18 protein-coding genes and 1 pseudogene are annotated in these 18,637 nt (G+C 69.3%); 9 read left to right on the top strand and 10 right to left on the bottom strand.

The features are described from left to right. Positions 1 to 54: 54 nt before the first annotated feature. From ACFPQ9_RS38435 to ACFPQ9_RS38420, 4 genes are all read right to left on the bottom strand, one after another. Entirely contained in the window at positions 55 to 225 is a 171-nt protein-coding gene (locus ACFPQ9_RS38435; RefSeq protein ID WP_380863744.1) for a DUF6924 domain-containing protein, read from the bottom strand. After that, positions 176 to 1,555 (bottom strand): DUF6924 domain-containing protein, encoded by a 1,380-nt coding sequence (locus tag ACFPQ9_RS38430; RefSeq protein ID WP_380863741.1) that lies wholly within the window; start codon positions 1,553 to 1,555, stop codon positions 176 to 178. Before ACFPQ9_RS38430 ends, ACFPQ9_RS38435 begins: the two co-directional genes overlap by 50 nt. A gap of 103 nt (positions 1,556 to 1,658) precedes the next feature. After that, positions 1,659 to 2,633: a ricin-type beta-trefoil lectin domain protein gene (locus ACFPQ9_RS38425; protein WP_380863738.1), complete on the bottom strand. Its 975-nt coding sequence runs from the start codon at positions 2,631 to 2,633 to the stop codon at positions 1,659 to 1,661. A gap of 828 nt (positions 2,634 to 3,461) precedes the next feature. Beyond that, the gene (locus ACFPQ9_RS38420) at positions 3,462 to 3,680 is read right to left on the bottom strand and encodes a hypothetical protein (protein WP_380864426.1); all 219 of its coding nucleotides are present in this window, start codon (positions 3,678 to 3,680) and stop codon (positions 3,462 to 3,464) included. Here ACFPQ9_RS38420 and ACFPQ9_RS38415 point away from each other — a divergent pair. Then, on the top strand, positions 3,577 to 4,449 hold the full coding sequence (locus ACFPQ9_RS38415; protein ID WP_380864402.1) for an AraC-like ligand-binding domain-containing protein: 873 nt from the start codon (positions 3,577 to 3,579) through the stop codon (positions 4,447 to 4,449). The genes ACFPQ9_RS38420 and ACFPQ9_RS38415 overlap by 104 nt on opposite strands. Positions 4,450 to 4,518: 69 nt before the next feature. Here ACFPQ9_RS38415 and ACFPQ9_RS38410 read toward each other — a convergent pair whose 3' ends face one another. After that, on the bottom strand, positions 4,519 to 6,045 hold the full coding sequence (locus ACFPQ9_RS38410) for a GMC family oxidoreductase (protein ID WP_380863735.1): 1,527 nt from the start codon (positions 6,043 to 6,045) through the stop codon (positions 4,519 to 4,521). An 826-nt stretch (positions 6,046 to 6,871) separates the two neighbouring features. On the opposite strand from ACFPQ9_RS38410, the gene ACFPQ9_RS38405 reads away from it, so the two are divergent. Together ACFPQ9_RS38405 and ACFPQ9_RS44730 are read left to right on the top strand one after the other, a co-directional pair. Further along, positions 6,872 to 7,036: a hypothetical protein gene (locus ACFPQ9_RS38405; RefSeq protein ID WP_380863733.1), complete on the top strand. Its 165-nt coding sequence runs from the start codon at positions 6,872 to 6,874 to the stop codon at positions 7,034 to 7,036. A 335-nt stretch (positions 7,037 to 7,371) separates the two neighbouring features. Beyond that, positions 7,372 to 7,585: pseudogene (locus ACFPQ9_RS44730) on the top strand (IS982 family transposase); the annotation flags it as partial. Here ACFPQ9_RS44730 and ACFPQ9_RS38400 read toward each other — a convergent pair. Further along, on the bottom strand, positions 7,562 to 8,350 hold the full coding sequence (locus tag ACFPQ9_RS38400; protein ID WP_380863730.1) for a VOC family protein: 789 nt from the start codon (positions 8,348 to 8,350) through the stop codon (positions 7,562 to 7,564). The pseudogene ACFPQ9_RS44730 and the gene ACFPQ9_RS38400 sit on opposite strands and share 24 nt — an antisense overlap. 347 nt (positions 8,351 to 8,697) lie before the next feature. Between ACFPQ9_RS38400 and ACFPQ9_RS38395 the strand changes: the two genes are divergently transcribed. Beyond that, the gene (locus ACFPQ9_RS38395) at positions 8,698 to 9,015 is read left to right on the top strand and encodes a hypothetical protein (protein WP_380863727.1); all 318 of its coding nucleotides are present in this window, start codon (positions 8,698 to 8,700) and stop codon (positions 9,013 to 9,015) included. A 235-nt stretch (positions 9,016 to 9,250) separates the two neighbouring features. On the opposite strand, the gene ACFPQ9_RS38390 is transcribed toward ACFPQ9_RS38395, so the two are convergent. The 3 genes from ACFPQ9_RS38390 to ACFPQ9_RS38380 all read right to left on the bottom strand — a co-directional run bounded on the left by ACFPQ9_RS38390 (position 9,251) and on the right by ACFPQ9_RS38380 (position 11,782). Next, entirely contained in the window at positions 9,251 to 9,757 is a 507-nt protein-coding gene (locus tag ACFPQ9_RS38390; RefSeq protein WP_380863724.1) for an acyltransferase family protein, read from the bottom strand. Between the two features lie 17 nt (positions 9,758 to 9,774). Next, positions 9,775 to 10,617 carry an SGNH/GDSL hydrolase family protein gene (locus ACFPQ9_RS38385; protein WP_380863721.1) on the bottom strand — a complete coding sequence of 281 codons (843 nt, stop codon included), beginning with the start codon at positions 10,615 to 10,617 and terminating at the stop codon, positions 9,775 to 9,777. Between the two features lie 292 nt (positions 10,618 to 10,909). Next, positions 10,910 to 11,782: a DUF4394 domain-containing protein gene (locus ACFPQ9_RS38380; RefSeq protein ID WP_380864401.1), complete on the bottom strand. Its 873-nt coding sequence runs from the start codon at positions 11,780 to 11,782 to the stop codon at positions 10,910 to 10,912. Between the two features lie 278 nt (positions 11,783 to 12,060). Here ACFPQ9_RS38380 and ACFPQ9_RS38375 point away from each other — a divergent pair, with 278 nt between their 5' ends. Together ACFPQ9_RS38375 and ACFPQ9_RS38370 are read left to right on the top strand one after the other, a co-directional pair. Further along, entirely contained in the window at positions 12,061 to 13,266 is a 1,206-nt protein-coding gene (locus tag ACFPQ9_RS38375) for a PucR family transcriptional regulator (protein WP_380863718.1), read from the top strand. A 139-nt stretch (positions 13,267 to 13,405) separates the two neighbouring features. Continuing rightward, positions 13,406 to 14,140 (top strand): translation initiation factor IF-2, encoded by a 735-nt coding sequence (locus ACFPQ9_RS38370; protein WP_380863715.1) that lies wholly within the window; start codon positions 13,406 to 13,408, stop codon positions 14,138 to 14,140. Between the two features lie 70 nt (positions 14,141 to 14,210). On the opposite strand, the gene ACFPQ9_RS38365 is transcribed toward ACFPQ9_RS38370, so the two are convergent. After that, on the bottom strand, positions 14,211 to 15,668 hold the full coding sequence (locus ACFPQ9_RS38365; RefSeq protein WP_380863712.1) for a DUF1996 domain-containing protein: 1,458 nt from the start codon (positions 15,666 to 15,668) through the stop codon (positions 14,211 to 14,213). Positions 15,669 to 15,886: 218 nt separating this feature from the next. Here ACFPQ9_RS38365 and ACFPQ9_RS38360 point away from each other — a divergent pair, with 218 nt between their 5' ends. The 3 genes from ACFPQ9_RS38360 (at position 15,887) to ACFPQ9_RS38350 (ending at position 18,630) form a co-directional block, all read left to right on the top strand. Then, on the top strand, positions 15,887 to 16,507 hold the full coding sequence (locus tag ACFPQ9_RS38360) for a hypothetical protein (protein WP_380863710.1): 621 nt from the start codon (positions 15,887 to 15,889) through the stop codon (positions 16,505 to 16,507). A 197-nt stretch (positions 16,508 to 16,704) separates the two neighbouring features. Next, positions 16,705 to 17,262 carry a YcxB family protein gene (locus ACFPQ9_RS38355; RefSeq protein ID WP_380863706.1) on the top strand — a complete coding sequence of 186 codons (558 nt, stop codon included), beginning with the start codon at positions 16,705 to 16,707 and terminating at the stop codon, positions 17,260 to 17,262. A 231-nt stretch (positions 17,263 to 17,493) separates the two neighbouring features. Beyond that, positions 17,494 to 18,630: a PQQ-dependent sugar dehydrogenase gene (locus ACFPQ9_RS38350; protein WP_380863704.1), complete on the top strand. Its 1,137-nt coding sequence runs from the start codon at positions 17,494 to 17,496 to the stop codon at positions 18,628 to 18,630. The last annotated feature ends 7 nt before the right edge of the window (positions 18,631 to 18,637 follow it).

The raw sequence follows: 18,637 nt of genomic DNA, 5'->3' as shown, positions 1-18,637 counted from the left end.
GCACGATGCGGGCGGGTACTTGGGGTGCCGGTCCCACACGGCTGTCGCCCGGGATCAGAAACCACGGAAGACACCGTCGTCATCGGCGGCATCGACGAACTCCTCCCAGTCCATGTTGGCGAGGGAGATGTTGTTCTCGATCGACCAGAGCTCTTCGGCTATGACGCGCAGTTCGTCATACCCCTCCTCCGGTTCGTCCTCGTAGGGCCGGTGGACGGCGAGCAAGGGCATCTCTGGGTGTCGCGACGGCGATCCTGTCCGCCACGATCACCAGGAAGGCTCCGGCAGGGGCCAGGGCCAGCGAGACGACCTGTTCAGTGGTCAGATCGCGGTAGGCGGGATCGTCCACGATGTGAACATTCGCGAGGAAGTCGTCGTCGCCTGGAGTGGTGATCGCCGTGTGGAGGGTCTGCCAGGCTGCGTGGTCGGAGAGGTCTGTGCGGATCAGCAAGGTGTCGTCCGTCCGCGGCAGGCTCCGGGGAGCCTCACGTTCGGGTGGCATCTCAGCCGTAACGGTGCACGGGACAACGCTCTGGAGGAGTTTCCGGGCGCCCCGGTGGGTGACGGAGGCGGCGAGCCGGGCCGGTTCGGTCGATGCCGTCTCGTCGCCCATACGCGACAGCGCTCTGATGCACAGGTTGGCGATCTTGAGATCGCCTGGGCCGACACGCCCCGCCCCGCGCAGGAACACCTCGGTCAAGGTGCTCAGTGAGGCGGCAGTCTCGGGGCGCGGGGGCAGGTACGTCAGCAGCCGGACCAGGCCGCGGACCGCCGGGGCGTTGTACGGGTCGACGACCTCGTTGAACTGCTCTCTGTGGATGCCGGGTTCCAGCGGGATGGTGCGAGGACGGCCGACCAGAGCCAGCCAGGAGATGATGCGCCGGCTGATCTCTGCCCCGTCGTGGGTCCCGCACGGCTGAGGGGACAGCGCGTCGAGCAAGGCCCGGCCCTCCTTCTCCCAGCGAGCTGGGGGAGTGGCCGCCGATGTCGAGCTCAGTGCGTGGCGCAGGAGGTGGGTCCAGCCCGCGCCGAGTCCTGGCAGGTCCGCGAGTACTTGTTCTGCCCAGGGTTCCCCGACATTCAGTACGGGCTCGGGCAGCTCCCGTCCCAGAGCGACCGTGCTGTGAGGGGCGTGCGGCAGGACCGAGGACCGCCGGATCGCGGCGACGGCCGGTGCCGTGAGCTCGCGCCCGGCGGCGAGTTCGGCCTGCGCCAGGGTGGCGTCGTCCAGGTCGGCCTCGAACCGGCGGCCGGCCGATGCCAGAATCGCCCGCCGCTCCGGCACCAGGGGGTCGTCCGGCAGTCCGGGTGAGATCACTGCGAGCAGGACCAGCAGCGCACGCTGCGCCGCGACATCGTCCTTGAGTTGCTGGAAGCGGGCCGAGGCGGGGAGGGCCACGCCTTCCCGCACCTCGCGCGGCATCCGCTGGGCGGCGTCCAGCACCTCACCCCAGACCGAGCCGCGCAAACCGCTGCCCGCGGCGTGCGCCTCCAGGGCCACATCCCAAAAGGCGACCCAGTCCCCGGCGTAGCCCGCCTCAGCCAGCCGCACCACGCGGCGCACACCCGGTTGTCCCACTGCCGTCAGCCCTTCGTTCCTACGGATCATTCGCGACAACGCGCGGTCTCGGTCTTGCGGACGTCGGCCCGATGCCGCCTCAGCGCAAGCGCCACTTCTGGTTGGAGGTGCCTGCGCAGTCCCACAGCTGCAGTCGTGCTCCGTTGCCGGTGGCGGCACCGGTGACGTCGACACACTTTCCGGTCGCACGGTTGACCAGATCGTCCGCGCCGGTGAGGTGGAACTGCTGGGCCCATCCGCCGTTGCACCGGGCCAGCTGGATGCCGCTGCCGTTCGCGGTCGTGGCGTTCGCGAGGTCCATGCACAGGCCCATGGACCGGACGCTGCCGTCCGGCCGGAACACCCACTTCTGCCATGCGTCGCCGCCACAGCTCCACAGCCGCAGCGGGGAGCCGTCCGTCCCGTCGTGCGCGGTCACCTCAATGCATCGCGACGATGCGAAGCCGACGATCATGCGTCCGGCTGCGGCCGGGGACCCGGTGCTGGACGGACCCGGCTCAGCTGTCGCTGCGGTCGTGGTTCCTGGCGCCGCCTCGATCGCGTGGGAGGAGGTGGTGCCGGGCTCTGCCCGGGGCCGGGAGGAGGCCGTTCCGGCTGGCACGGTCGGATTCCCGCTGCGGCCGCTCGCCTGGGAGGGCCGGGACTTGGTGGGCTTGGGGGTGTTCGTGGCGGTCGGTGACCCGCTCGGAGTCTCCTCGGACGCGGACTCTCCGGCTGATGTCCTGGCCGGGTTCACGGAAACGGAGGGGCCGGCCTGCGTGTTGCTGTCGTCGGGGAACGCCAGGAACGACACGGCGGTCACCGAGAGGACCACCAGGACACAGGCGGCGACGACGGCTCCGGAGATGCGCGCGGCCCGCTCCGGCTCGCCTTCTGCTGGTCCGCCGCGCAGCGCCGGGCCCTGTTCCGGTTGCGCGGGTCCGCCGTCGTTCCTCGAGACGACGGCCCCGCGCAGCATCGTGAACAGCCGTCCTGGTCCGGCTTCCTGGCGCTCGCCCACAGGCCCCTGTGCCGGGAGGACACCGAGCTCCCCGCCCGTATCACGCTGTCCCAAGGCCCGAGGGGCGGTCGGGTCCTGCGGGGTTTGCGGGGCCGGTTCCTCCCGGGTGACGGATTCGGGACCACCGCCGCGGTCCGCATTCCAGGGCAGCGGCCGCTCCCAGAGTGCTTCGTTCTCCCCAGGCCCGGCCGATCGTGCGGCCGACGCCTCCTGCAGCTCTTCGGCGGCGCCGGACGAGGCCGCCGGTTCGCTTCCCCCGGCTGCGGACGTGGTCCGTTCCATGTACGTCTGCTCCACTCTTGTTCTGGGCCGCGGCAAGACGTGATACGTCCTTGCCACCGCGGCCGGTCGGCCAGTACGGGCCGGCCGTGATGGTCCGGCTGTGGGCCCGGCGTTCGGGAACAGTGCCCGTGTCTTTCCTCCGGGTCGGCGCGGCAGCATGACGCCGTGCGCTCAGGTGGTCTGCGGGTGATCCGGCAACGCGCGCGCCCTACCCCGGCAAGGACGCTAGGAGCGCCTACGCGGCAGTCCGTCCCGGCCGCGCCGGACTCTGCCCGGCAGGACCTCGAATTCTTCCCTTCCGTACGGCGGCGCAGGGTGTTTCCGAGTCTCTGCAACCGCGTCTCGCTCCGCCGGGGCGGCCGAGTCGCTGGTGCGGCGGCTGCGCCGGTACCGCAGGAAGTCACGGTTGTGCAACGGGCCGTTGGGCGGAGAACCCCGCCGTGACCGGCTTCGTAGCGGGGGTTGTCGGCCACACCGTCGAGGCGGCCGCGGCAGCCTGTCCCTTCGTGCGCGGGGTTTCGGTGTTCCACCAACGTGCCGTCAGGCTCGCGGGTCGAGAACGTGCCGGCCCCCGGCTTCAGCCCTGCGCCGGACGCCTCTTCACCGGTCGACGAGAACACGGCGAAGGAGGCAGCCCATCACCACGGTCCCCGACATCCCTGAGCAGTCCGAGCGATTCCAGCAGGTCGCGTCCGACGCGTTCGCCCCGCTGCGCATCCGCCCCCACAAACCCACCGACGCCACCGGCCCGGCCGCCGCACTGCGCAGCGCGAAGCCGGGCGAGGTGCTGGTCACCAGGATCAGCGGTGGCCCGTGCACGGTGCAACGCACCAGCGCCCTCATTGGCTCTGGAGACCAGGAACTGGTGAAGGTCGCGCTGTACAGCCGTGGCCGCGCGGGCGTCGAACAGGACGGGCGCCAATGCCTGCCGGGCCCGGGCGACCTCGTCGTCTACGAGACGACACGGCCGTACGAACTGCGCTTCTGGGATCCGTTCGACATCGTCGTGCTCGGCATTCCGCGCACATTGCTGGGTCCCCACAGCCGTCCGGTCGCTGCTCGTACGGCGTCGCCGGTGCCGACCAGCAGCGGCAGCGGACGCCTGGCGGCCACGCTGCTGCGCGACGTCGCAAGCGATCTGGATGCATGCAGCGCGGGCGGAGGCGCGCACCTGGCCGAGGCGCTGGTTTCGCTGGTGCTGGCGGCTCTTGCGGAGCCACCGGTCGCGCTCAGCCCCGCGGATCAGCTCGCCGAGCGCATCCTCTCCCACTGCCTCAGCCGCTTGTCCGATCCCGGCCTGTCCCCCGAATCGGTGGCGCGCGCCCACCACATCTCGGTGCGCTACCTGCACAAGATCCTGCAGCGGCGTGGCGTGACGCCGGCCTCCTGGATCCGCCGCCGGCGGCTCGAGCGGATCCGTCGCGACCTGGCCGATCCGGCCCTGGCGGACCGTAGCGTGTCGGTCGTCGCCGCGGCCTGGGGCCTCCCGGACGCCACACATCTCAGCCGTTCCCTGCGTGCGGAGTTCGGCCGGAGCGCGGCGGAGATCCGCAAGGAGGCCGGCAGAACAAGCCGCCCGCATCGCTGACCTCCCCGCATGTGTGGAGGTGGGCAAGCGCTGCACCCGGCTCACCCGGTACCCGCGCGTGTGCCGGTGTCAGGAAGCGGCAAGGATGAGGTCGGAGGCCTTCTCGCCGATCATGATCGAAGGGGCGTTGGTGTTGCCGGAGGGTACCGACGGCATGACGGAGGCGTCCGCGACGCGCAGCCCCTGGACCCCGTACACCCGCAGCTCGGGGTCGACGACGGAGAGCGAGTCCTGTCCCATCCGGCAGGTGCCGACCTGATGGTGGTAGGTGCCGACGGCCCGGCGGACGTAGGCGCGCAGGTCGTCGCGCGTACGCGCCTCGGGCCCCGGGGCCACCTCCGCCTTGCGCCAGGTATCGAAAGCGGCCTGGCCGCCGATCTCGCGGCAGAGCTCCACGGCGTCGACCAGCGCTTCGAGGTCGTACCGTTCGGAGAGTACGTTCGGGTCGAGCAGCGGCGCCGCCTCCGGGTCGGCCGACGCGAGCCGCAGTGTGCCGCGTGAAAGCGGCCGAACGATGCCGGGGGCGATGGTGTAGCCGTGTTCCGGCACCGGATAGGACTCCGCCGGGTAGACCAGGTGGAGGAAGAGCGGCTGCAGATCGGGGCCCGGTCGGCGGGCGTCGGTGGAGGCGAACAGCTGGCTCTCCAGCAGGTTGGCCTTCCCGGGCGGCAGCGGCCGGGAAGCCTCGTACACGTTGCTGACCAGCAGGTGGTCGTGCAGGTTCTCGCCGACGCCCGGCAGGTCCACGGTCACCTCGACGCCGACCTCGCGCAGGTGCCGCGCGGGGCCGATGCCGGAGAGCAGCAGCGTCTGCGCCGAGCCGATGACGCCGCCGCTGAGCACGACCTCGGCCGAGGCGTACGCCCGGTGGAGTGCGCCGCCGACCGCGTACTCGACGCCGACGGCCCGGCCGTCCTCCATCAGCACCCGGTGCACATGGGCTCCCGTGGTGACGGTCAGTGCCGGGTTGCCGAGCAGCGGGGCGACGAAGCTCTGCCAGGCGCTCATCCGCCGGCCGTCACGGATCGTGGCGTGATTGAAGCCGACACCGACCATCCGTTCGCCGTTGAAATCCTCGGTGTGCTCGTGCCCGAGCGCGAGAGCGGCCTCCACGAACGCGGCTGCGGTGGGATGCGGCTCGGTGATCCGGCCGACCGGCAGCGGTCCGCCCTTGCCGTGCCAGGCGCTCTCGCCGTCGACGTGGTCCTCGGACCGTTTGAACAGCGGCAGCACGCTGTCCCAGTCCCAGCCCGGACAGCCCGTATGGGCCCAGGCGTCGTAGTCGCTGCGGTGACCACGGATGTAGATCATGCCGTTCAGCGAACTGGAGCCGCCCAGGACCTTGCCGCGGGGCCAGTACAAGGACCGGTTGTCCGCGTGCCGCTGAGGCACGGTCATGAGCGCCCAGTCCAGAGGGGACTGGAGAAGCAGCGGCCACCCCTGTGGACTGTGCACGCGCTCGTCGTCGTCCTTCGATCCGGCCTCCACCACATGCACCGAGTGCCCGGCGTCCAGCAGCCGCCGGGCGATCACACTGCCCGCCGATCCGGCGCCCACCACGAGATAGTCGTGCTCCACACGTGTCGGCTGTGACATCGCTCCACGCCCTTCACTCCGTTGTCGCTTCGGCGGAAAGCTATGGTGGTGCGGTCGGCGCGGCTCTCCACCGTGCGCACGGGCAGTCGCCATTGTGCGCACGGCGGGGGACACCACCGACACGGCCCAAGACATGCAGGTCCTGGGCTTCATCGGCCATGCAGACATCACGCGGACCGCTGGACCCGTTCGTCACCCTGTCCCTGTGGTGCGTGGACCTGCACTCACGGGCTGTCTCGCCGGCCGCCCCCGGTGCGGCACCTGCGGCACTCGGACTCGGCAGACCCACGGCAGCTGCCGGTACCCACTTGCCTGCGCCCGCACCGGAGTCCGCTCATGGACCGGCGCGGCGCAGGTCGTCGCCCGCGCACCGCCGCCCTCCCACCCGTAACCCGCAGTTCCTCTGGACCGGAAGGCCCGGCCCCGGTCGGGTCAGGCGGTGGGTACCAACTGTGCGGCGAGGGTGGCGGCGGTCGGCAGTTCCTCGCGGGGGGGGGGGCGCCGGAGGAGGCCTCAAGTTGCGGGTCCCGCGCGATGAATACGTCATCGACACGGTCGTGGCCGACGCGGAAGCCCACGCCAAGGACACTTCGGTGCTCGTCCGGCCGAGGCCCTCGATCACCGAGGACACGACGGTCACATTCGACGCCCGCTCGGCCGAGGTGGTCGAGATCAGCGCGCCGGATGCGGTAAGAAGCCGGACAGCTGCCTCAGCCTGGGCGTGGAGACCGAGCGCGACGCGCACAACACAACCGTGTTCTGGGGCTCGGTGACGAATCAGCGGACCGTGACCCTGGGGCCGGCCGCCGGGCCAGGGAAGCTCAGCATGCAGCTCAACGGTCTGTGGCAGAAGGGCAGCACCACCTACAACCTCCGCTACCACCTGCCCGACCGCTTCCCCACCGACTATCGGCACGCCACACAGATGAGCGAACTCGCCCTGCTGAAGCAGCACTTCGGCTCCTCAGTCGCACAGCGCCAGGCGTTGTGAGGGTGAAATGGCACGGACATGACCCGCACGGCCACTGTGGCCGGCACCACCAGCCATTTGACCGCGGCCCAGACCTTCATCTCGGAACACATCGCAAGCCCTCGACACCTCCACCCTCCTGCCCCTCTCCACCGTCCGCTGCCATCCGACGTTCACCGCCACCAGCACGGCCGCCTCGGGAAGCCGCAGCACGGTCCCGCCCTCCATCGAGGGCCCGGCCGCCAAGAACCCGAGGTCCCTGGAGGTGGAGGTCTCCTACGACGCCGGAGCCAGCACTTCCCACTCGTCGATCTTCGCGGTCGCGAGTGGTCATGGTTACGGGGGGAGGCGGTCCAGGTGAGGGCCTGTTGAAGTCGGTGCGACAGTTGATCGAGTCGGCGAACGACACCGCTGAAGGGGCCGTTGGGGTCTCGAACAGGACGGCGGACGCACCTTCGAGGATGTCGCCGTCCGGGTCGCCCAGTGGGTCATCGCGATGGCCGCCGCGATCTGGCACAACCGTAAGACCGGTACTCCGTCCTACGGTCACTGACCGAGTTCGATCACTGACGGTAACTGGCGGTAATGGAGCCGTGTCTCGGCCCAACCGGCGACACGGTCTCGTCGGGCCGTGACATTCACGGTCGGTCGGTGGCCGGCCCGAGCGGGCCGGCCACGCCGACGCACGCCTCGTTCCCCTCGGGGTCGGCCAGTACCCAGTTCGACGGCGCGTCGGCGTCGTTCACCAGGTCCACCGGCCGCGAGCGCTGCGGCTATCCGGGCCTCGGCCTGGTCGTACGGCACCCACACGTCGACGTGGACCCGGTTGCGCTGCGGGCGCGGTGCGTCCATCTGCTGAAAGTAGAACGGTGCCCCGCGGCGGCGCGGGTCTATCAGGTCCTCGTCGCTGTTCGCGCGGTCCTGGTAGCCGAGCAGGGCACGCCAGAACGCCACCACATCGGATCCTGTGAGGGCGTCGATGGTGACCTGGACGGTCTGCACGGCGGACGGGTCTGCCGGTATGTCCAGCGTGCGGGCCACCTCCGAGATCTGCCGGGCCAGTTCGACGTGCCGCTCGGTCAGCCCGTAGTAGTCGTCTGTGACCGTGATCAGCCGTACGATCACACCCTCCTGCCTCACGTCGATATCCGGGTGATCGTCCCCAGCCTGCGGCATCTCACTGATCGCCTGCACGAACCGGGCGCCGACCGCGAACGACCCGGTGCGGAAGTACGCACACGCCCCCTCGCCCACGACACGCCAGTCCTCCACGCCGGCGGTCTCGTGGAACTGCTGCGGCCCGATGCGCTCCGCCTTGCTCTCAACGTAGGTCATGCGCTCAACGTAGCGTGCAGGTCCGACAACCCCCCTCGGCCATACGGCACTTCGGAACCGCTCGTCTGGTTGACGGGGTGCTGCCCCGCGCCGAGCCTGCGTTGACAAACGGCGCACCCACGGTGGTGGAATCCGGTAAGGGCTCAGAACACGGTCGCGTTCTGGGCCGAGGGCAGCGCCTTCGACAACACGGGCCCGGTGCCTGTCGCGCTGAGCCTCTTCACCGTGGTCGGCGGCGTGGCGATCGGCCTCGTGCTCCGCCGCACCCTGGCCGCCATGGTGGTCACCTCGGGTTCGCCCTCTGCGTCCAGCTCGTCTGGGCCTACTTCCGGCTGAGCCTCGGCGACGTGGTCACCGTCATCACCGGCAAAGGCGTCGTCGCGGAGAACTCGTTCCCGACACTGCCCGACGCCGCCTACCAGCTCGACAGCTCCTACATCACCGGCAGCGGCGACCTCCTCGGCTGGAGCACCTGCCGTTCGGAGCAGACCGAGCAGGCGCAAGAGTTCTGCCTGAAGCAGGCCGATGTCGTCGGCTGGTCGGTGGACTACCTCCCGATCTCCCAGATGTCCGGCATGCAGTGGCTGGGCGCGTCGATCCTGCTGGCCCTGACGGTCGCCATGACGGTGTTCCTGTTCGGCTGGCGACGCAAGCGCCTCGTGTGACGGCCGATCAGGTTGGTGGGCGGCAGAGTCCCGATCTCGTCCTCCAGCGCCTTCGCGGAGATCCGGACGTCGCGGCGGATGAGCTTGTCAGTCAGCAGGCCGAACCACTGCTCGACCTGGCTGATCCATGAAGAGCCGGCCGGCCGGTGGAAGGACTCGGCCGAGGCGACCTCCGCAGGACCCGGGCCGCATGCGACCAGTTGATCGGAGGAGCGGCGCGCGGCACGCTCTGGCGTCAACGGGTCGGCACGGGAACGACATTGCCTGCCGCGTTGCACCGCATGGTCCATGCCGTCGAGTAGCCCGCCTCCTGGATTCGCACGTCCACGTCGGGGGGTTGCTTGCCGCCGGGTACGTCGGCGTTGGCAGCCGTGCAGATGACCTGGGTGATGTAGTGCCAGTTGACGGCCTGGGCCCCGACCCACGGCATGTCGTCGAGCGCGAACCGCAGTTGGGCCGAGGTGCCCCAGGCCCATGTCGCCGACACGGTCACGACCACCACGCAGACCAGGGCGGGCAGCAGGCGACGGGCACGGCGGCCCCAGAACGCGGCCAGGGCGATCCGGCCGCGCCCCGCCTCGCCGAGCAGCAGCCCGGTGATCAGGAACCCGGACAGCACGAAGAACAGGTCGACGCCGAGGAAGCCTCCGCGCAGATGCCCGGCGTGGAAGAGCAGGACGGCCCCGACCGCGAACCCGCGCAGCCCGTCGAGGGCGGCTACGTGCGTACGACGCTCAGGCATGAACATGTACTGTTCCCTCAGCTGTCGCACTTGAGGTTGGCGTACCGGTCATCACTGGTCCACGAGCCCTCGGCCCATGTGTCCACGGCTGCGGGCGTGAAGCCCTGCTGCTTGCCGAGCTCCGTGGTGAACCAGGCGGCAAAGGCGGCCGCCCCCTGCTGGCAGTTGTGGATCCCGTCGGATGCGCGCTGAGCCTTCTTTGCCGACGCGTCGGTGCCCCACACGTGCGAGGCGTCGAGGAAGACCGCCGCACCGCCACTGTTCTTGGCGACCGCGTCGACGACCTGGGGAGCGGTACGCATCTGCGACGCGTGCTTCTTGTAGAAGTCGTCGATCTTGATGGGGGGAGCCGGAACGAACACTGTCCTGGCCCCGGCGTCCTCGGCCGTCTTGACGAGCTTCTCGTAGGCGGCGCGCTGCTGATCCTGGCTTCCCCAGTCGTACGTGGTGATCTGGTAGACGATCACGGTGGGCTGGAACGACTCGATGTTCTTGGTCAGTTGCTTCCACGTGTCGGCAGCGATCATCTTCGTGATCTTCTCGCTGCCGGCGACGATCGTGCCCCCGCCATCGGACGAAGCGTCCTTGAAGTCCACGCCGCTCGCTTTGAGGGCCGCACCCAGGGCCGGGGCCTCGGCGCCGGCGATGGAGTCGCCCACCCACAGCACCTTCGTACCGGTGCTCGTCATCTCGTTCGTCGACTCGCTCTGTCCCTCCGTCCGGACGCCGGTGCCCTGACCACTGCACCCAACCAAGGCGATACCCAGCGCGAGGGCTGTAGCCGCCGTGTTCAGGGTGTACTGGGAGGGGCGACGGTACGTACGCCGATACGGGAATCGGGACCTGTGGTTGCTGTTCATGCATGCAGCAGACCAGCTCGGATGCCCCTTTCTGCCCGCTGTCATCGTTTGCTCAAGAAGCGGGCAACAAGCGCTCATGAAAGCGACTGCTGCTCGCTGACCCGGCGCCGCCTCATGGCCGTTGAGGTTGCGAGATTCTCCCTAATCCGTAGCAAAGGTGGTTCCGGACGCCTCGATGGAGATCGGGACGACCGGCTCACGGGGGGCCTCTCCCGATGGACCATCCGGCAACACCATGACGGCCCGCCGGGCACATGGATGTCCGGCGGGCCGCCGTGCGAGTCCGTGAGGGTCAGCTTCCCGTGAGGGTGACCGCCAGGGACGTGATGTTCAGCGGGAACTGGAGGATCGGAGTCGGCTCGCCGGTGACGAGGTTGATGCTGTAAAGCGTCGGGGTGCTTGCGCCGTACGGGGTGAGCGAGGCGAACGCGGCGACCGACGTCGTCTTGCCGTTGGTCAAGTAGCTGAAGATGTCGAGGCCCGCGTTGGGCTGCGCGTCGAAGCCGAGCGAGCCGACCGTGGTCAGCGTGCCGTTGTTGGCCGGCGCCTGGAGGACGAGGTTGTCCGTCTTGGTGTCGATGCCGTACAGGAGCGTCCCGGTGGCGGCGGCCAGGTCGTTGTTCGTGTAGCCGGACGCGGTGACGCCCCGCGTCGGCCCGGTGGCCGGCGGGGTGGTGAGGGTTGTGTCCTCGACCGTGGTGTGGTCATTGAGGTTGTGCCGCAGGTTCTGCCCGTTGTCGCTGACCACCCGGAGCCGGTCGGCCGCCGGGTTGAAGTCGAAGCCGAAGTTGGTGCCGTACAGCGCGACCTGGAGCTGGGAGACCTTGGTGACCACCACGTCGGAGGTCTGCGGCGGCGTCTTGATCGTGTAGATGCCGCCCTTGTCGCCGAGGCCGTACAGCAGGCCGTCCTGGACGCGGTGGTCGAGGGCGAGCAGCTTGGTGTCGCCGCTGAGACCGGTGATGACCCGGACCCAGTCGAGCACGTTCGGCCGGTCGGTGGTGAAGGTGGCCATCAGGGTGCCGTCGCCGGTGATCCCGAAGGCGCGCAGGCTGGGCGTGGCCGCGGCGGCCGAACCGGTGCCGGGCGCGCTCACCAGCAATGCCGCGGAAACGGACAGGACCGCGGCGGCCGCCGCAAGTCTCTTTCTGATTCCTGCTTTCATCATGTTCCCCTCCCGTTCGATCGAATGTCATCGAGGAAAATTGCACCCGCGATGCGGATCTCTGCGCATGCGAATTTCGGCGCTTTGACGACTCCTGTTTAGCCGCCTTCACGGCAGCTCCACAACCGGATCGGGACCCAACCCTGCCTGGATCCCGGAACTTTGCGCACCATGACAAATACCCGGGTGGCGCAAGAGTCGTCGATTCACGCGAAGTGACAAATCGCGTCCGGATTTCGTCTGTCGACCCGCTCACCTGCGGTGGCAGGCTCCCGTCCATGGGGAGCCTCTTCGCCGAACTGGCCCGGCAGGCGCCGACCAACGCCTGCCGGGAGGTCGAGACGTATCTGCGCGAGATTCCGGAGTTCCGTTCGTGGGAAACCAGGCCCCGGGCCAAGGCCGAGACGATGGAATACTCGGTGTGGCTGCGGCGCCGCACGATCGAACTGTCTCCGGACAACAGCGAGCTGACCGACGGCGACCTCCGCTGCATCGCGGCCATCGGCGAGGTGCGGGCCGACGCCGGAATGTCCTCGGATTCGCGGCAGCAGATACTGCAGTTGCACACCACGCTGATGCTGCGTGACATCCAGGAGGCGGCCGAGAGCCTGCGCAGCGGCGATGTCGAGGAACTCATGCAAGTGATGACCTGGTTCGCCCCGCAGGGAGACCGCGGGATCGTCGCCTACCGACAGGGATTCGTGACGGTGCTGCGTCGTCGTCTGCCGTACGTCGAACAGATCGCCCTGCTGGCCAGGTCGCTGGTGACCGGCGACCCCATGGCCGCGGACCTCGCCGCCGCACTGGATCTGGAACTTCCGGAGTTCTGCGCCGTCACGGTGATCCGCGTGCCGGACAGCCCGTTGGGCCACCATGACCTGGACGTCGAGATCGAAACGCTGGTGAAGATGCACCGGGTGCCGGTCGTCTGGTATCCGGAGAGCGGTACGAGGGGCGGCGAGCTGATCGCCGTCGTTCCGTGTACCGACGAGGCGATACGGCTGCCTTCCGCCCCCGACGCCGTCGCGGACCTCGTCGGGGACTTCGCCGAGACCCTCGGCCGCCCCTGCGCCGCCGGCACCGCCACCGCCCCGCTCGACGAACTGCCCGCCGCCCTCGAACGCGCCCGCCGGATCAGCAAATCGGCCCCGCTGGGAAAGCCGTCCCGCCGCATACGGCCGTACGTCATGGCGGACGTCTTCGTCGAACTCGCGGTCGCGGACGTGCCGTTCATCGACGCCTGGCTCCACACGGTGGCCCGGAGCCTCGAACCGGGCCCGGACCTCATGACCACGCTCGACGCCTACTACCGCCACGACATGAACCGCGGTGCGGCGGCAGCGTCCCTCAACGTCCACCCGCGCACCCTGGACTACCGCCTGCGCAGGGTCGCTGAACTCACGGGTATCGACCCGGGCTCGGCGCACGGCATACGCACGCTCAGCACCGTTGTGACGCGGCGGCTGTCGGGCGCGTGGGCCTGAAGAGCGAGGGGTACGCGCGCCCCGGAGTGTCAGCGGGTGCACCCAACTCTCACCGCCGCACCGCCTGAGTACGATCACCTACGCCGGTCTGAGTACGCGAGCGGTAGCCCGTGCCACGCCACGCCGGAAGGGTGGACGCATGCGTCGACTGCTGCTCCTCGCCCCACTGTTGCTGTTCACCGCCGGCTGCGGCGTGGTGCAGTCCTCCGAGGATGAGGCGACGGACGCCGCACGGGAGGCGGCGAGGACGGCGGGGCAGCGGCTCTACAGCCAGCGTCCGCGCACGGCGGAGGAAGTCGGCCGCGCCGCTTCCGGCATCGACGGGGTGGAGGTACTGCGGCTGACCGGTACCGCGACCCACGACGGGGACGGCATCGACGTCCTCGTGCGCACGTCCGGCTCGGCTTACAACGGATGGCTCGACCCTCAGCGGGTCACCGTGCGGCGCTGTTTCGCCGTGCGGGTGTCGCCCAAGTCGGACTGGGGCGAGGATCCCCGCGACGTGGACTGCCCGGACGGCCGTCCGCTGACCTTCGCCCCGCCACCCGAACCGCCCCGGCTGCCGTACGAGGAGCTCCGCGCGAAACTTCCCCGGGTGCCGGAGGGCGGCCGGGTGGACGAGGCCGATGTGCGCCGTACGCTCGCCGCCCTGGACCTGGATCCGGTGATCCGAACCGAGGTGAAGGCGGAGAGCGGCCGGGTCGGCGTTCTCCTGTCGGTGCGGGGCAACGGCTTCGACCCGCAGGACTGCCTTCTCGCCCGCGTGAGCCCCGGCGCCACCGAGGTGTGGGTACCGCCCCACATGCAGCGGATGCCCGGAGAGGGCGGCTGCACCGTCGGCAACGCCCTGGAACCGGCCCCGCCACCGCACTGACCGGGGTGCCTGGGCCGGCGAACACCCGCACCTTCCCCGCGTCAGCGAGGTCGTCCATCGGGCCAGGGGGTCATCGGCAGACGCGGCCGGTGTTGATGCACTGGACCATGCGGTTCATCAGGCGCTCGTCGAAGACGTTGATGAAGTCGCCGTGGTCCGTGATCGGCTTGTGCATCTGCTCGGGGAAACCGTCCACTGCGTAGAAGGGGCTGGACTGCCCGTTGTCGTCGAGGCTGGGTGCGTCCACGTCGTAAAGCAGTCGCTGGACCAGCTGCGGGATGGCCTTCATGCCGCTCGGGCAGGCACCGGTCCTGGGGTCCGCGAACGCGACATGTGAGCGGTGGTTGGCACTGTCGGTGCTCCGGCCGTCCCAGCAGCTCTGGAACTTGGACGTACGGACCAGGCTGCTGCCTTCCGGGCAGACCGGGTACTTGTCCGTCAGCTGCCGGTTCTCGTAGCCCGTGCAGCTCCACGATGCGTTCGCGTTGGCGGTCCCGTTGGTGAATGCCTTGGCGTCACCGGTGATGATCCGCAGGAACTTGGGCATCGCCACGACCTTGCCGCGCGGGCTGCCGACGAAGTTCAGGGTCACCTTGGAGGCGGTGAGGATCGTGCCCGTGTTGCCCTCGGCGCCGCCGCCGAGCTGCTGGGCGTCGAACTCCTGCGTGCCGTCCTGCAGACGGAGCACCGGCCAGTAGTACGTCGACTTGTCGCCCTGGTTGCGGCAGCTGGTCGCGGCGGCGGCGAACTCCTCGTTGGTGGTGAAGGCGTCGTTGTCCTGATTGCCGACGTAGTCGTGCGTGTGGTGCGCGCCGTTGTCGACGCCGGGTGCGACGATGATGTTGTCGGAGTTGTAGAGCTTGTTCTCGTTGACGCCGCACCGGGTCGTGAAGAGGCCGACGGAAGCGCCGCGCTGCTTGCGAGGGCTCCTCACATTGGGCCGGACCGTGGTGATGTCCACGAAGTCGGCGGCTACGGGGCCGTTGCCGCCCTGGCCGGCGGTCTCGTCCTGCCCTTGGCCCTGCTCCTGCCCCGGCGCTTGGGCGTCGGTGGCGCGCAGTGTGCAGGTGGCGAGGGATTCAAGGCCCTGCGGCCTGGTGCCCGACCGGCCGATCGCGACAGTGATCCGGTCGATGGTCGCCACGCGCTTGTCCTTCAGCGGAGCCATGATTGCGTTGGCGGCGAAGGTGCCGTCCCGCTGGACGGCCATGGCCGAACTTTGCAGACGCTGGTATGCCTCGGCCACCTGCTTGTCGAGCAGCGCGAGTTCCTTGGCGACCTGCGCCCTGGCCGGGCCGGGGACCGAGGTCAGCTTGGCGCCGACATCCGGGCAGCTGATCGTGCTGGCCCCGCCCGCCGGATCGGCTTGCCGTTGGGGAGCGCGTTTGGTCGAGTTGTTGTTTGCGCTCTCGTGGGCGGAGGCATACACGTTGACCGCGATCAGCCCGCCCGCTCCGAGCGCGAGACCTGCCGTGGCGGCGATGACGCGATGTGTTGTCTTCGAACGCTTGCGGGCGTTGTGTCGCATGAGATTCCTCCTGGTGCTGGGCGGCAGATGTGCCGACGGTCTGGGGTGGCCAGAGTTGCGGGTGGGTTGGGCGTGAGGCCGCGTCTTCGGCGTCATGTCATGCCTACGTAAGAACTCGGCCGCGTCGGCGGTACGGAGTTGTCGGTCACGTCTTACGGAATGCTGACGCGGGGCCGAGGGGCGGGCCACGGCCGGAGGTGTGCGCCTAACTTGAGGCGATGCGATCCCTGCGTACCGTGCGCGTGATGGTCCTGGTGACGGCCGCTCCGCTGCTGTTGGCAGCGGCTGGTTGGATGCACCCGCGACATCTGACGCCGAGGACGGCAGACCACTGGGCCCAACTGCACGTGGTCCTGCTGCCCGTTTTCCCGCTCCTCGTGCTCGGATTGGTGGTGCCCTTGTGGGGCCGGCCGCGCCGCGATGGGGAGGGAGCTTTGACGGTGCTCTCCTGGGCCGGATGTCTGTGCTTCGCCGCGTACTACTCGGGCCTCGATGCGGTGGCCGGCATATCCGCCGGGGTCGTGGTGGACAACGGGGTGCATGGAGCGGCCGGTCGGCTGTTCGTCACCGGCGACGAGCTGGGCCGGATCGGGGTGTACGGGTTGGCCGTGGCCTCGCTGGCTTCCTGTGCGGTGCTCTGGCGGCGGCATGGTGTGCGGGTACTGCCGGGCGCCGCGCTCCTGTTCGTCGCCTGCTGGTCGTTCGTCGACAGCCACATCTTCTGGCCGAGGGGCGTGTTCACCATGCTCGGTTTCGCCGTGGCGTTCGCCCTGCTGTCGGCGGCGGCACACCGATCCGCCGAGGGCGCGCGGGAGCCGGGCCGGCCGACGAAGCCCTGACGTGCGCGTGCCGAGCGCCCTGTCGCTCTGGCCGACCGCAGCGGGACAGACGCCCGCGCGGGTGATCCGGCGCATGGTGGATCGGGAGTGTCCGGTGTGCGGCGTGCTCGGCCGGAGCCCGCTTCGTCTTGGCGGTGGCGCGTTCTGGCAGTTGGGGGGCCGGTAGGATCCGCGGGTTGTCTCATCGGGGAGGGATCATGGCCGGAGGCCGGGAAAGCGCCGACCACAGCACGGACGGCGCCGCTGACGTCGTGGACGAGGCGGCGGTGCAGTTGGTGTACCGTCCGCTGCCCGCCGACACGTTGGTGGGTCTGCGGGCTCGGCAGCGCATCAAGCGGTGGGGGTTGGTGCTGCGGAGCGTGTTCCTCGCACTGTGGGTGGGGCAGTGGCTGCTGGGCACGATAGGCCGGGGCAGCGCCGACGTGGTCTCCACCGTTCTGTTCGTGTTCGTGGTCCTCGTCGTGGGTGGCTATCCGCGGTTGCAGGCCGCCCAGGTGCAGCGGATCGTCGGATGGCAGGGGGAGTACCGCACAGTCGTGTCCGCGGCCGGAATGACCACCAGCAGTGACCACAGCACGCTCATCCAGAAGTGGTCGGTCCTGCAGGGCTACCGGGAGACGCGTGGCCATTTCGTCCTGTTGAGCCGGGACCCCAACATCCTGTGTCTTGAGGTTCTGCCCAAGCGTGGGTTGAGCACGGCCGACGACGTCGACCGGCTGCGCGCTCTCCTGGACCAGTACTCCACCCGCGTCTGACATACGCGTCGACTTCGATGAACGCCCGTAGTCTTCCCCGTTGTTGGCTGCGCTTCTCGGACAGTTGGTCTATACCAAGCGGCTGTGTCCCAGTATCCTCATCCGTAGCCGGCCAACAGCACACCGTTCTCTCTCCCCCCACCCGCACCAGGTTGCGTGTCGGCGCCAGTGGCACCGCACGACGAGCCCGGCAGCCGCGCGACCTGATTCACCGCTTCCAGGAGGAACACGGTGAGAGTTCGCACCAGAAGCTCGGCGATCATCGGCACGATCTGTCTCGTCGCCTCCCTCGCGCTGACCGCGGCGTCGGCCGATGAGCAGGCCGCCGCACGGAAGGCGGCGAAGATCACCCTCAAGAACGTGGCCACGGCCAAGAACCCGACGGCCGGAGCCGCCGGCCCTGGCGGAAAGCTCTGGATCGCCGAACGCGCGGGCACCGTACGGGTCCTGGACGGCAAGGGCCTCGGCAACCCGGTTCTCGACATATCCGCCGAGACCACGACCGACGGCGAACGCGGGCTGCTGGGCATCGCGTTCGACAAGAAGTTCGCGCACTTCTACATCTCGTTCACCAACCTTGAAGGCACCAGCACCGTGGACGAGTTCGCCGTACGGTACGGGAAGATCCAGCCGCAGACCCGCCGTACGGTCCTCACACAGACGCAGCCCTATCCGAACCACAACGGTGGCGACATCAAGATCGGCCCGGACGGCTATCTCTACATCGCGCTCGGCGACGGCGGTTCGGGCGGAGACCCGCACGGCAACGGGCAGAACCTCGGCACGCTGCTCGGCAAGCTCCTGCGGATCGACCCGAGGGGCGGCAAGCCGTACGCGATCCCGAAGGACAACCCCTTCGTGAACGACCCGAACGCCAGGGACGAAATCTGGGCGTACGGGCTGCGCAACCCGTGGCGGTTCTCCTTCGACGCGGGCACGGGCGACCTGCTGATCGGTGACGTCGGCCAGAACGACTGGGAGGAGATCGACTGGGCCCCGGCCGGCAGCAAGGGCGGGGAGAACTACGGCTGGAACCAGATGGAGGGCACCCACCCCTTCCGCGGCGGCACGGAACCCGCGAACCACGTGCCGCCGATCCATGAGTACGACCGCACCAACTTCGGCTGCTCGGTGACCGGCGGCTACGTCTACCGGGGCAAGGCGATCCCGGACCTCAAGGGCCAGTACGTGTACAGCGACTACTGCGACGGCACCGTCCGTTCCCTGCAGTTGAAGAACGGCAAGGTGACCGCCGTGCACGACCTCGGAGTCAACGGCGGCGAGGTCATCTCCTTCGCACAGGGCGGCAACGGCGAACTGTATGTGCTTGCCATCGGCGGCAGCGTCTTCCGTATCGAGGCGGCGTAGCGAGTCG

Source organism: Streptomyces coerulescens (assembly GCF_042657965.1).
In the GTDB taxonomy this organism is placed as follows: Bacteria; Actinomycetota; Actinomycetes; order Streptomycetales; family Streptomycetaceae; genus Streptomyces; species Streptomyces coerulescens.
The sequence above is the reverse complement of the archived record's forward strand: the minus strand, read 5'-3'. Positions and strand labels throughout refer to the sequence as shown.